Genomic DNA, 13,269 nt, shown 5'->3' with positions numbered 1-13,269 from the left:
AGAGAGATACCGATGAGCCGTTCCGCGCACCCCGCCGGACCCCGCCACGCCGACGTCCTGCCCGAGGGGCACTACTCCCCGCCGCCCGCCGACCTCAACGCGCTGGACGAGAAGGTCTGGGCCCGTACCGTGCAGCGCGGCGCGGACGGGGTCGTGACCGTCGGCGGCATCCGGGTGACCGCGCTGGCCGAGGAGTTCGGGACCCCCGCCTACTTCCTCGACGAGGAGGACTTCCGGGCCCGGTGCCGCGCCTGGGCGCACGCCTTCGGCAAGGACGCCGACGTCTTCTACGCGGGCAAGGCGTTCCTGTCCAAGGCCGTCGTGAAGTGGCTGAAGGAGGAGGGGCTCAACCTCGACGTCTGCTCGGGCGGCGAGCTGTCGACCGCGCTGGCCGCCGGCATGCCCGCCGAGCGGATCGCCTTCCACGGCAACAACAAGTCCGCCGACGAGATCACCCGCGCCATCGGGGCCGGTGTCGGCCGGATCGTCCTCGACTCCTTCCAGGAGATCGCCCGCGTCGCCCACACCGCCCGCGAGCTGGGCGTGGTGCAGCCCGTGCAGATCCGCGTCACCGTCGGCGTCGAGGCGCACACCCACGAGTTCATCGCCACCGCGCACGAGGACCAGAAGTTCGGCATCGCCGTCGGCGACGGCTCCGCCGCCGAGGCCGTCCGGCGCGCGCTGGGCCACGACAGCCTGGAGCTGCTCGGCCTCCACTCCCACATCGGCTCGCAGATCTTCGACATGGCGGGCTTCGAGGTCTCCGCCAAGCGCGTCGTGCGGCTGCTGGCGGCCGTACGCGACGAGCACGGCGTCGAACTCCCCGAGATCGACCTCGGCGGCGGCCTCGGGATCGCGTACACCTCCGGCGACGACCCGAGCGAGCCGCAGGACATCGCCAAGTCCCTCCACGAGATCGTGACGCGCGAGTGCGAGAGCGCCGGGCTGCGCGTGCCGCGCATCTCCGTCGAGCCCGGCCGCGCCATCGTCGGCCCGACCGCCTTCACGCTGTACGAGGTGGGCACCATCAAGCCGCTGGAGGGGCTGCGTACGTACGTCAGCGTCGACGGCGGCATGTCCGACAACATCCGCACGGCCCTCTACGACGCCGAGTACTCCATCGCGCTGGTCTCGCGCACCTCCGACGCCGAGCCCGTGCTCGTCCGCGTCGTCGGCAAGCACTGCGAGAGCGGGGACATCGTCGTCAAGGACGCGTTCCTGCCCGCCGACCTCGCCCCCGGCGACCTCCTCGCCGTGCCGGCGACCGGCGCGTACTGCCGCTCGATGGCCAGCAACTACAACCACGCGCTGCGGCCGCCGGTCGTCGCCGTGCGCGACGGAGCGGCCCGGGTGATCGTCCGGCGCGAGACGGAGGAAGATCTTCTGCGTCTGGACCTCGGGTGAGGGCCATATTTCTGAAGGACGCCCGCCGACCCCCAAAATAGGTGTCTCACTCACTGGACCGGGGATGGAAACCGCTGTCCATTGAGTGAGACTGGTTCACAACCGGTGTGCAATCCGCGCGCGGGTTGACGATGTGCAGATCGAAAGGCGTAGGTCGAATGATGCGTACGCGTCCGCTGAAGGTGGCGCTGCTGGGCTGTGGAGTGGTCGGCTCAGAGGTGGCGCGCATCATGACGACGCACGCCGACGACCTCACACAGAGGATCGGCGCGCCCGTGGAGCTCGCCGGCGTGGCCGTGCGCCGCCCCTCCAAGGTGCGCGAGGGCATCGACCCCGCCCTGATCACCACCGACGCGACCGCACTGCTCGAACGCGGCGACATCGACGTGGTCATCGAGGTCATCGGCGGCATCGAGCCCGCCCGCACGCTGATCACCACCGCCTTCGAGAACGGCGCCTCCGTCGTCTCCGCCAACAAGGCGCTGCTCGCCCAGGACGGCGCCGCGCTGCACGCCGCCGCCGAGAAACACGGCCGGGACCTGTACTACGAGGCGGCCGTCGCCGGCGCCATCCCGCTGGTGCGCCCGATGCGCGAATCGCTCGCCGGCGACAAGATCAACCGGGTGATGGGCATCGTCAACGGCACGACGAACTTCATCCTCGACAAGATGGACACCACCGGCGCCGGCTACCAGGAGGCCCTGGACGAGGCCACCGCCCTCGGGTACGCCGAGGCCGACCCCACCGCCGACGTCGAGGGCTACGACGCCGCCGCGAAGGCCGCGATCCTCGCCGGGATCGCCTTCCACACCCGGGTCCGGCTCGACGACGTCTACCGCGAGGGCATGACCGAGGTCAGCGCGTCCGACTTCGCCTCCGCCAAGCGGATGGGCTGCACCATCAAGCTGCTGGCGATCCTGGAGCGGGCCGCCGACGGCGCCTCGGTCACCGCCCGCGTGCACCCCGCGATGATCCCGCTCACGCACCCGCTGGCCTCCGTCCGCGAGGCGTACAACGCGGTCTTCGTCGAGGCGGAGGCCGCCGGGCGGCTCATGTTCTACGGGCCCGGCGCGGGCGGTTCGCCGACCGCGTCCGCGGTCCTCGGCGACCTGGTCGCCGTCTGCCGCAACAAGCTCGCCCAGGCAACGGGGCCCGGCGAGTCGGCGTACACCCAGCTGCCGGTCAGCACCATGGGCGAGGTCGTCACCCGCTACCACATCAGCCTCGATGTGGCGGACAAGCCGGGCGTGCTCGCCCAGGTGGCGACCACGTTCGCGGAGCACGGCGTGTCCATCGACACGGTCCGCCAGCAGGGCAAGGACGGCGAGGCCTCCCTCGTCGTCGTCACTCACCGCGCGCCCGACGCCGCCCTCACCGGCACCGTCGAGGCCCTGCGGAAGCTGGACACCGTCCGCGGTGTCGCCAGCATCATGCGTGTTGAAGGGGAGTAAGGACCCATGAGCAGCAATCCCACCCACCAGTGGCGCGGCATCATCGAGGAGTACCGGGACCGCCTGCCGGTCACGGCCGCGACTGCGGTGGTCACGCTCCGCGAGGGCGGTACTCCCCTCGTCCCCGCACAGGTGCTCTCCGAGCGCACCGGCTGCGAGGTGCACCTCAAGGTCGAGGGGGCCAACCCCACCGGTTCCTTCAAGGACCGCGGCATGACCATGGCGATCACCCGGGCCAAGGAGGAGGGCGCCAAGGCCGTCATCTGCGCGTCCACCGGCAACACCTCGGCCTCGGCCGCCGCCTACGCGGTGCGCGCCGGCATGGTCTGCGCGGTGCTCGTGCCCCGCGGCAAGATCGCGCTGGGCAAGATGGGCCAGGCGCTGGTGCACGGCGCCAAGATCCTCCAGGTGGACGGCAACTTCGACGACTGCCTCGACCTCGCCCGCGCGCTGTCCGACAACTACCCGGTGGCGCTGGTCAATTCGGTCAACCCGGTGCGCATCGAGGGCCAGAAGACGGCCGCGTTCGAGATCGTGGACGCGCTCGGCGACGCCCCCGACGTGCACGTGCTGCCCGTCGGCAACGCCGGCAACATCACCGCGTACTGGAAGGGCTTCAAGGAGTACAAGGCCGACGGCCTCGCCTCCCGTACGCCCCGCGTGTGGGGTTTCCAGGCCTCCGGCTCCGCGCCGATCGTGCGCGGCGAGGTCGTCAAGGAGCCGCACACCATCGCCACCGCGATCCGCATCGGCAACCCGGCCTCCTGGGACTACGCCCTCGCCGCCCGCGACGAGTCGGGCGGCTTCATCGACGAGGTCACGGACCGTCAGATCCTGGCGGCCTACCGCCTGTTGGCCTCGCAGGAGGGCGTCTTCGTCGAGCCCGCGTCGGCCGCCTCGGTGGCCGGCCTGCTCAAGGCCGCCGAGCTGGGCCTGGTCGACCCGGGCCAGAAGATCGTCTGCACGGTCACCGGCAACGGCCTGAAGGACCCCGACTGGGCCGTCGCCGGCGCCCCGCAGCCGGTCACCATCCCGGTGGACGCCGAAGCCGCGGCCGTCCGCCTCGGCCTGGTCTGACGGCTTCCCGGGCGCGGCCGCCGGACACCCGGCGGCCCGCGCCCGGCCCGAGTGCCGGGTTGCGCGGGCTCCGTCGAGCCTGCGGAACCCGGCAACTCACCCCGTACGACGACAAAAGTGCCGCCGGAGCCCGCGACACGCATCGTGCGCCTCCTGTGCGCCCTATGTCGCGAGGGAACCTTCCTTCGATACGCTGTACCTACATCCGCCACCGCATATGACTCGCGGTGCTGCCCCGAGGGCCTTCGGGTGTCGTGCGTTCTCCAGTACATTCACAGCGAGCCAGCGAAGAGCGACGATCTCGCACAGTCACAAGGAGTGTCATCGGACGATGGCCGGTCCCGCGTTCCGCGCCGCCGCCGTACGGGTGCGCGTCCCCGCCAGCAGTGCCAACCTCGGCCCGGGCTTCGACGCCCTGGGCCTGGCCCTGGGGCTCTACGACGACGTCGTCGTCCGGGTGGCCGATTCCGGCCTGAACATCGACATCGCCGGTGAGGGGGCCGACACCCTCCCGCGCGACGAGCGCCACCTGCTCGTACGCTCCATGCGCACCGCCTTCGACCTGCTGGGCGGCCAGCCGCGCGGCCTGGAGGTCGTCTGCGCCAACCGCATCCCGCACGGCCGCGGCCTCGGCTCCTCCTCCGCCGCCATCTGCGCCGGCATCGTCGCCGCCCGCGCCGTGACCATAGGCGGCGAGACCCGGCTCGACGACGCGGCGCTGCTGGAGCTGGCGACCGAGATCGAGGGCCACCCCGACAACGTCGCCGCCTGTCTCCTCGGCGGCTTCACGCTGGCCTGGATGGACGGGGGCAGCGCCAAGGCGATCCGTATGGAGCCCTCGGATTCCATCGTTCCGGTGGTCTTCGTCCCCTCCCGGCCCGTTCTGACGGAAACCGCGCGCGGCCTGCTGCCGCGCAACGTCCCGCACGTGGACGCGGCCGCCAACGCGGGCCGCGCGGCCCTGCTCGTCGAGGCCCTGACCAGGCGTCCCGAGCTGCTGCTGCCGGCCACCGAGGACCGGCTCCACCAGGACTACCGGTCCCCGGCGATGCCCGAGAGCGTGGCACTCGTCGCACGGCTGCGGGCGGACGGCATCCCCGCGGTCATCTCCGGCGCGGGCCCCACGGTCCTCGCGCTGGTCGACAACGGCGCGGCCGACAAGGTCGCGCAGCTCGCCGGCGAGGGGTGGGCGGCCAACCGGCTCGCACTCGACGCCGCGGGCGCGAGCGTGCTTCCCCTGGGCACCCAGGGGAGCTGAGCGGGACCGTCCGGGCAGGTCGGGCGGGTGACGGAGCGGTGCGCGGGCCAGGCCCGGCGAGCCGCCGCGCCACCCGGCCGCCGCCCGCACCCGCCGCGGCCGGCCGTGGTGACACGAACCGGTCGGAGCGGGCGGCCAGGGCAGGCCGTCCGCACCGGAAGGCGCCATCGCCGGTGACCGAGAGGGGGAATATCTGTTGGATCCGGTAGTGTTAGTCTCAAGTGCGCATCCGAAGCCGCCATGGCTCGGTGCTCAGCGTCCCCCTTCGGGACCACTTTTTCTCCGGGAGCCTCCCCGACTGCTTTGATCACTCCAGCAGTTTCGAGCACGCTCCGGATTCGGCGTGACATTCCCACGCTTCCAGCTCGGGGGCTTCTCGCCGAACCACCCATGCACGTCTCTCTCCGCCGTACCTCTACCGGCGGACCACCGCCCCGGCACGGTCCACACACCTAGGACTGCTGTCGGACAGCACAACCGGTCGCCGAGCCAGACAGGCCGACGTCCGCTCCAGGGAAGGACCCTTCGTGAGCGACACCACCGATCTGATGGGCGCTGCCGACACCTCTGTCGACGCCAGTGCCCCCGCCGCGGGCGCTGCCACCAAGCGCCGCCGCACCGGCACCGGCCTTGACGGCATGGTCCTCGCCGAGCTGCAGCAGGTCGCGTCGGGCCTCGGAATCAGGGGCACCGCGCGCATGCGCAAGAGCCAGCTGATCGAGGTCATCAAGGAGGCGCAGGCGGGCGGCAGTGCCCCCAAGGCCGCGTCCTCCGCGGCGGCCGGCGCCGCCGACACCGCCGAGGCCAAGCCGAAGCGCCGTGCCACCAGCAAGGCCCGTACGGGCGAGACCGCCGCCGAGGCGCCCGCCGAGAAGCCCGCCGTGCAGGCGCAGATCGAGATCCCGGGCCAGCCCGCGGGCGGCCCCTCGCGTACGGGCGACGCCGAGGAGGCCCCGGCCGGCGAGCGCCGCCGGCGCCGGGCCACGGCCCCCTCCGGCAGCCCGGAGTCCTCGGCCCCCGCCGCCGTGCAGGTCGAGACGAAGGCCGAGACCGCCACGGCCGCCCCCGCCCAGGCGGAGGCCAAGGCCGAGACCGCCACCGCGGTCTCCGCCGGCCAGGACGGCGAGGGCCGCGGCCGGCGCGACCGGCGTGAGCGCGGCGGCGAGCGCACGGAGCGCGGCGAGCGCCAGCGCGACCGCCGCGACCGCGGCGCCAAGGCCGACGAGCAGGGTCAGGGTCAGGGTCAGGGCGGCTCCTCGCAGGGCGCCCAGGGTGCCCAGGGCGGCGGCCGTCAGGACCGCGCCGAGCGCGGCGACCGCCAGCAGCAGGGCGGCCGCGGCCAGGGCCAGAACCAGGGTCAGCAGGGCCGGCAGGACCGTCAGGACAACGGCCCGCAGGACGACTTCGACGACGAGGGCGGCCGCCGCGGCCGCCGCGGACGCTACCGCGACCGCCGGGGCCGTCGCGGCCGCGACGAGTTCGCGCCGGCCGAGCCGCAGGTCGCCGACGACGACGTGCTGATCCCCGTCGCGGGCATCCTCGACATCCTCGACAACTACGCGTTCATCCGGACCTCGGGCTACCTGCCCGGCCCCAACGACGTGTACGTCTCCCTCGCCCAGGTCCGCAAGGCCGGGCTGCGCAAGGGCGACCACACCACCGGTGCCGTGCGCCAGCCCAAGGACGGCGAGCGCCGCGAGAAGTTCAACGCCCTCGTGCGTCTGGACTCGGTGAACGGCATGGCGCCCGAATCCGGCCGCGGCCGGCCGGAGTTCCAGAAGCTGACGCCCCTGTACCCGCAGGACCGGCTCCGCCTGGAGACCGACCCGGGCGTGCTGACCACCCGCATCATCGACCTCGTGTCGCCGATCGGCAAGGGCCAGCGAGGCCTGATCGTGGCCCCGCCGAAGACCGGCAAGACCATGATCATGCAGGCGATCGCCAACGCGATCACCACCAACAACCCCGAGTGCCACCTGATGGTCGTCCTGGTCGACGAGCGTCCGGAAGAGGTCACCGACATGCAGCGGTCGGTCAAGGGCGAGGTCATCTCCTCGACCTTCGACCGTCCGGCCGAGGACCACACCACCGTCGCCGAGCTGGCCATCGAGCGCGCCAAGCGCCTCGTCGAGCTGGGTCACGACGTGGTCGTCCTGCTGGACTCCATCACCCGTCTGGGCCGCGCGTACAACCTCGCGGCGCCCGCCTCCGGCCGCATCCTGTCCGGTGGTGTCGACTCGACCGCGCTGTACCCGCCGAAGCGCTTCTTCGGTGCCGCGCGCAACATCGAGGACGGCGGCTCGCTGACCATCCTGGCCACCGCGCTGGTCGACACCGGCTCGCGCATGGACGAGGTGATCTTCGAGGAGTTCAAGGGCACCGGCAACATGGAGCTCAAGCTCGACCGGAAGCTCGCCGACAAGCGCATCTTCCCGGCCGTCGACGTCGACCCGTCGGGCACCCGCAAGGAGGAGATCCTCCTCAACGCGGAGGAGCTCGCCATCGTCTGGAAGCTGCGCCGGGTGCTGCACGCGCTCGACTCGCAGCAGGCGATCGAGCTGCTGCTCGACAAGATGAAGCAGACGAAGTCGAACGCCGAGTTCCTGATGCAGATCGCGAAGACGACCCCGTCGGGCAAGAACGACGACTGAGTCCCGCCCCGCGTCACCACGGCCGCCCCCACCGCACCCGCGGCGGGGGCGGCCGTGCGTCGTCCCGGCCCCGCACCGCGCGCCCGCTGTGCGGCCCCTGTGGGCCGCCTGTGCGCCCGCCCGGCCGCGGTGCGAGCTTCGCCACACCCCGCACCGCGCCGCTCCCGCTGCCGCCGGACCGCGCGGCCCCGTAAACACCCAGGTGGGAAGGGCATTGCGCGGAGTTCGCGCCCGGGGGAGTGTCGTGGGACCGGAGCCGGGCACCCCACCGGCCGTGGAACCCTGAACGGCGTTCCCCCGTCTGTGTCAGCGGACCGCAGCGTCGGCGCCGCGGGGACAGGTGACCGGACTCAAGGACCGAGGAGAGCATGAGCCAGGACAGCACGGGCCGCGGCCGGCGCGGCCCAGGCCGCCGCCGCAAGCCGCCCGCCCGCCGCAAGGCCCTCGCCGTCGCCGCGTGGAGCGCCGCGGGCGTGGTGCTGCTGGGCGGCGCGGGCCTCGGCTACGTCTACTTCAAGGTCAACGGCAACCTGAAGACCGTCGACATCGACGCCGCCCTCGGCAAGGACCGCCCGCAGAACGCCGACAACGGCTCGATGGACATCCTCGTCCTCGGCTCGGACTCCCGCGGCGGGGCCAACGGCGAGTACGGCCGGGACGACGGCGGCTCGGCCCGCTCGGACACCGCGATGATCGTCCACGTCTACGAGGGCCACCGGAAGGCCAGCGTCGTATCGATACCCCGCGACACCATGGCCCCCCGCCCGGCCTGCGCCACGAGCGGCGGCAGGACCGACCCCGGCGGCCGGCGCCGGCAGTTCAACGAGGCGTACACCGTCGGCGGGGCGGCCTGCGCGGTCAAGACCGTCGAGACGATGTCCGGCATCCGCATGGACCACTACCTCGAAGTCGACTTCACCGGCTTCAAGAAGATCATCGACGATCTGGGCGGCGTCGAGGTGACCACCGGCAAGCCCATCAAGGACGGCGCCAGCCACCTCGACCTGCCCGCCGGCACCAACCGGCTCGACGGCGAGCAGGCCCTCGGCCTCGTCCGTACCCGCAAGAGCGTCGGGGACGGCAGCGACCTGGGCCGCATACAGCTCCAGCAGGCCTTCATCAAGGCCCTGATCAAGCAGGTCAAGGGCATCGGCCTGTTCGACAACCCGAAGAAGCTGCTCGACCTCGCCGACTCCGGGACCAAGGCCGTCACCACCGACAAGGCCCTCGGCGACGTGAAGTCCCTCATGGGATTCGCCCAGAGCCTCCAGGGCATCGGCGCGCAGGACATGCAGATGATCACCCTGCCGGTCACCGCGGACCCGCGCGACCCCGACCGCGTCGCCCCGCTCCCCAAGGAGACCCGGCTGGTCTGGGAGGCCCTTCTCGCCGACCGGCCGATCCCCCCCGAGGCCACCGTCGACTCCATGGGCGACAAGGGCGCCGCCGGCGGGATCGTCCGCTAGGCCGTCTCTCCCGGCGCTCCCGGGCCCGGGCCCGCCGGGCCTCCGGGCGGGGTGCGGAATACCCGGCCGCCCGTCCCCGTTGAGGGAGGCGTCCTCGGAATTTTGACAGGCGGCCCGGTCCTGGCAGACTGGTCTGTCGGCCCCGGTTCACGCAGCGCGCAATTCGGCTCCTGCGACCCGGCGCCCTCCCGAATCTAGGAGACACCTTGAAGCGCGATGTTCACCCCCAGTACGTCGAGACCCAGGTCAGCTGCACCTGCGGAGCGGCGTTCACCACCCGTAGCACCCTGACCGAAGGCTCCATCCGAGCCGAGGTCTGCTCCGAGTGCCACCCGTTCTACACGGGCAAGCAGAAGATCCTCGACACCGGTGGCCGCGTGGCCCGCTTCGAGGCCCGCTTCGGCAAGGGTGCGGCCAAGAAGTAGCGCGACCCAGGCGCCGGTCACCGGCCGCCCCCTGTCCACGCGGGGGCGGCCGGACCGGCGCCTTTGTCGTCGGTCCGGCGCCGTCCCGCGCAGGCCCGCAGGCGGTCGCCCGGTCCCCGGGCCCGTCACCCCGCAGTCCCCCCGTACTTTCACCCCAGGAGTCCCCCGATGTTCGAGGCGGTCGAGGAACTGATCGGCGAACACGCCGATCTTGAGAAGAAGCTCGCCGACCCTTCGGTCCACTCCGATCAGGCCAACGCGCGCAAGCTGAACAAGCGCTACGCGGAGCTGACCCCGATCGTGGCGACCTTCCGCGCCTGGAAGCAGTCGACCGAGGACATCGAGACGGCCAAGGAGTTCGCGGCCGACGACCCCGACTTCATCGCCGAGGTCAAGGAGCTGACCGCGCAGCGCGAGGAGCTCACCGAGAAGCTGCGCCTGCTGCTGGTCCCGCGCGACCCCAGCGACGACAAGGACGTCCTCCTGGAGGTCAAGGCGGGAGCGGGCGGCGACGAGTCCGCCCTGTTCGCCGGCGACCTGCTGCGCATGTACCTGCGCTACGCCGAGCGCGTCGGCTGGAAGACCGAGATCATCGACGCCACCGAGTCCGAGCTCGGCGGCTACAAGGACGTCCAGGTGTCCGTCCGCACCAAGGGCGGCAACGGCGCCACGGAGCCCGGCCAGGGCGTCTGGGCCCGCCTGAAGTACGAGGGCGGCGTCCACCGCGTCCAGCGCGTACCGGCCACCGAGTCCCAGGGCCGCATCCACACCTCCGCCGCCGGCGTGCTCGTCACCCCGGAGGCCGAGGAGGTCGAGGTCGAGATCAACATGAACGACCTCCGCATCGACGTGTACCGCTCCTCGGGCCCCGGCGGCCAGTCCGTCAACACCACCGACTCGGCCGTGCGCATCACGCACATCCCCACCGGCGTCGTCGCCTCCTGCCAGAACGAGAAGAGCCAGCTCCAGAACAAGGAGCAGGCCATGCGCATCCTGCGCTCGCGGCTGCTGGCCGCGGCCCAGGAGGCCGCCGAGCAGGAGGCCTCCGACGTGCGCCGCAGCCAGGTGCGCTCGGTGGACCGGTCCGAGAAGATCCGTACGTACAACTACCCGGAAAACCGGATCTCGGACCACCGGACCGGCTTCAAGGCGTACAACTTGGACCAGGTGCTCGACGGCGACCTCGACCCGGTCATCCAGGCCTGCGTCGACACCGACTCCGCCGCGAAGCTCGCGGCCGCGCACTGACCCCCGCCCGACCCCGCACCCCCCGTACGACAGCAGCCCGGAGGACCAGCGTGAACTTGCTGCTTGCCGAGGTGGCCCAGGCCACCCAGCGGCTGGCCGCCGCCGGCGTGCCCTCACCGCGCTTCGACGCGGAGGAGCTCGCGGCCTTCGTGCACGGCGTCAAGCGGGGGGAACTGCACCACGTCAAGGACGCGGACTTCGACGCCCGCTACTGGGAGACCGTCGCCCGCCGCGAGGCCCGCGAGCCGCTCCAGCACATCACCGGCCGCGCCTTCTTCCGGTACCTGGAGCTCCAGGTCGGCCCCGGGGTCTTCGTGCCCCGGCCCGAGACCGAGTCGGTCGTGGACTGGGCCATACAGGCCGTCCGGGCGATGGACGTCGTCGAACCGCTGATCGTCGACCTGTGCACCGGCTCCGGCGCCATCGCCCTGGCCATGGCGCAGGAGGTGCCGCGCTCGCGCGTGCACGCCGTCGAACTGTCCGAGGACGCCCTGCGCTGGACCCGCAAGAACGCCGAGGGCTCCCGGGTCAGCGTCCACCAGGGCGACGCGCTCAGCGCGCTGCCCGAGCTGGACGGCCAGGTCGACCTGGTCATCTCCAACCCGCCGTACATCCCGCTCACCGAGTGGGAGTACGTCGCCCCCGAGGCCCGGGACCACGATCCCGAGATGGCGCTCTTCTCCGGCGAGGACGGCCTCGACACCATCCGCGGCATCGAGCGCACCGCGCACCGCCTGCTGCGGCCCGGCGGGATCGTCGTCATCGAGCACGCCGACACCCAGGGCGGCCAGGTGCCGTGGATCTTCGCCGAGGAGCGCGGCTGGGCCGACGCGGCGGACCACCCGGACCTCAACAAGCGCCCCCGCTTCGCCACCGCCCGCAAGGCGCTGCCGTGAGCGGCACCACCCCTACCGCAACCCCCCTGCTGCACGAGGAGGCCCGCTGATGGCCCGGCGATACGACTGCAACGACGCGACGGACCGCAAGACGGGCCTGCGCGAAGCCGCATCCGCCGTGCGCCGCGGCGAGCTCGTCGTGCTGCCCACCGACACCCTGTACGGGATCGGTGCGGATGCCTTCAGTCCCGAGGCCGTACAGGACCTCCTCGCCGCCAAGGGCCGCGGCCGCGGCATGCCCACCCCGGTGCTCATCGGCTCCCCGAACACCCTGCACGGGCTCGTCACGGACTTCTCCGAGCAGGCCTGGGAGCTCGTCGACGCCTTCTGGCCGGGCGCGCTGACCCTCGTCGCCAGGCACCAGCCGTCGCTCGCCTGGGACCTCGGGGACACCCAGGGCACCGTCGCCGTGCGCATGCCCCTGCACCCCGTCGCGATCGAGCTGCTGACCGAGGTCGGCCCGATGGCCGTCTCCTCGGCCAACCTGACCGGGCACCCCGCACCGGAGGACTGCGACGCGGCCCGCGAGATGCTCGGCGACTCCGTCTCCGTGTACCTGGACGGCGGCCCGACCCCCGGCATCCAGCCGTCCTCGATCGTCGACGTCACCGGGAAGGTCCCGGTCCTGCTGCGCGAGGGCGCACTCTCCGCGGACCAGCTGCGGGAGGTCGTACCCGACCTCGAGGTCGCCCCGTGAGCCCTGAGGGGCGTGGCATAGCAAGGGGACACCTCCCGGCGGCCGCCGGGACGGAAGCCTTCCGCATCCTCCACGTCAGCACCGGCAACGTCTGCCGTTCGCCCATCACCGAGCGGCTGACGCGGCACGCCCTCGCGCACCGCCTCGGCGGCCCCGTCGCCGGGGACCTCATCGTGGAGAGCGCCGGCACCTGGGGCCACGAAGGCGCCCCGATGGAGGCGAACGCGGCCGCGGTCCTCGCGGACTTCGGCGCCGACGCCTCCGGCTTCACCGGCCGCGAGCTGCTCGACGAGCACGTCATCCGGGCCGACCTGGTACTGACCGCCACCCGCGACCACCGTGCCCAGGTGATCTCCATGGGCCACTCGGCGGGACTGCGCACCTTCACGCTGAAGGAGTTCACCCGGCTGGTCCGGGCGATAGACCCGGCCACCCTGCCGCCGCTCGACGACGGCATGGGGGAGCGCGCCCGCACCCTGGTGCGGGCCGCCGCCGCGCTGCGCGGCTGGCTGCTGGCCCCGTCGCCCGACGCCGACGAGGTCTACGACCCGTACGGCGCCCCCATCACCTTCTTCCGCTCGATCGGCGACGAGATCAACCAGGCGCTGGAGCCCGTGGTGACCGCGCTGACGGGCGTGACCACACCGCGCTGACCCCGCGGGGGCCGCGGGCCGGCCCCGGGCCGGCGGACGGCCG

The 13,269-nt window shown here is 72.4% G+C and carries 11 protein-coding genes; all 11 read left to right on the top strand.

The window, feature by feature from the left end; genetic code table 11:
• Window positions 1-12 precede the first annotated feature (12 nt).
• Entirely contained in the window at window positions 13-1,404 is a 1,392-nt protein-coding gene (gene lysA, locus CP968_RS10980; RefSeq protein WP_150517840.1) for a diaminopimelate decarboxylase, read from the top strand.
• A gap of 158 nt (window positions 1,405-1,562) precedes the next feature.
• On the top strand, window positions 1,563-2,855 hold the full coding sequence (locus tag CP968_RS10975; protein ID WP_167536789.1) for a homoserine dehydrogenase: 1,293 nt from the start codon (window positions 1,563-1,565) through the stop codon (window positions 2,853-2,855).
• A gap of 6 nt (window positions 2,856-2,861) precedes the next feature.
• Window positions 2,862-3,932 (top strand): threonine synthase, encoded by a 1,071-nt coding sequence (gene thrC, locus CP968_RS10970; RefSeq protein WP_150517839.1) that lies wholly within the window; start codon window positions 2,862-2,864, stop codon window positions 3,930-3,932.
• Window positions 3,933-4,263: 331 nt separating this feature from the next.
• Entirely contained in the window at window positions 4,264-5,190 is a 927-nt protein-coding gene (gene thrB, locus CP968_RS10965; RefSeq protein ID WP_150517838.1) for a homoserine kinase, read from the top strand.
• A 527-nt stretch (window positions 5,191-5,717) separates the two neighbouring features.
• Window positions 5,718-7,841 (top strand): transcription termination factor Rho, encoded by a 2,124-nt coding sequence (gene rho / locus CP968_RS10960; RefSeq protein ID WP_150517837.1) that lies wholly within the window; start codon window positions 5,718-5,720, stop codon window positions 7,839-7,841.
• 368 nt (window positions 7,842-8,209) lie between these two features.
• On the top strand, window positions 8,210-9,307 hold the full coding sequence (locus tag CP968_RS10955) for an LCP family protein (RefSeq protein ID WP_150517836.1): 1,098 nt from the start codon (window positions 8,210-8,212) through the stop codon (window positions 9,305-9,307).
• Window positions 9,308-9,513: 206 nt separating this feature from the next.
• Entirely contained in the window at window positions 9,514-9,732 is a 219-nt protein-coding gene (rpmE, locus tag CP968_RS10950) for a 50S ribosomal protein L31 (RefSeq protein ID WP_150517835.1), read from the top strand.
• A gap of 168 nt (window positions 9,733-9,900) precedes the next feature.
• Window positions 9,901-10,980 (top strand): peptide chain release factor 1, encoded by a 1,080-nt coding sequence (gene prfA, locus CP968_RS10945; RefSeq protein ID WP_150517834.1) that lies wholly within the window; start codon window positions 9,901-9,903, stop codon window positions 10,978-10,980.
• 50 nt (window positions 10,981-11,030) lie between these two features.
• On the top strand, window positions 11,031-11,876 hold the full coding sequence (gene prmC, locus CP968_RS10940) for a peptide chain release factor N(5)-glutamine methyltransferase (RefSeq protein WP_150517833.1): 846 nt from the start codon (window positions 11,031-11,033) through the stop codon (window positions 11,874-11,876).
• Between the two features lie 49 nt (window positions 11,877-11,925).
• Window positions 11,926-12,573 carry an L-threonylcarbamoyladenylate synthase gene (locus CP968_RS10935; RefSeq protein ID WP_150517832.1) on the top strand — a complete coding sequence of 216 codons (648 nt, stop codon included), beginning with the start codon at window positions 11,926-11,928 and terminating at the stop codon, window positions 12,571-12,573.
• Window positions 12,570-13,226, top strand: a complete 657-nt coding sequence (locus CP968_RS10930; RefSeq protein WP_229886116.1) for an arsenate reductase/protein-tyrosine-phosphatase family protein — start codon at window positions 12,570-12,572, stop codon at window positions 13,224-13,226. Before CP968_RS10935 ends, CP968_RS10930 begins: the two co-directional genes overlap by 4 nt.
• Window positions 13,227-13,269: the final 43 nt, after the last annotated feature.

The organism is Streptomyces subrutilus (assembly GCF_008704535.1).
Classification (GTDB): Bacteria; Actinomycetota; Actinomycetes; order Streptomycetales; family Streptomycetaceae; genus Streptomyces; species Streptomyces subrutilus.
This window is presented reverse-complemented; position numbering and strand designations above follow the sequence as displayed.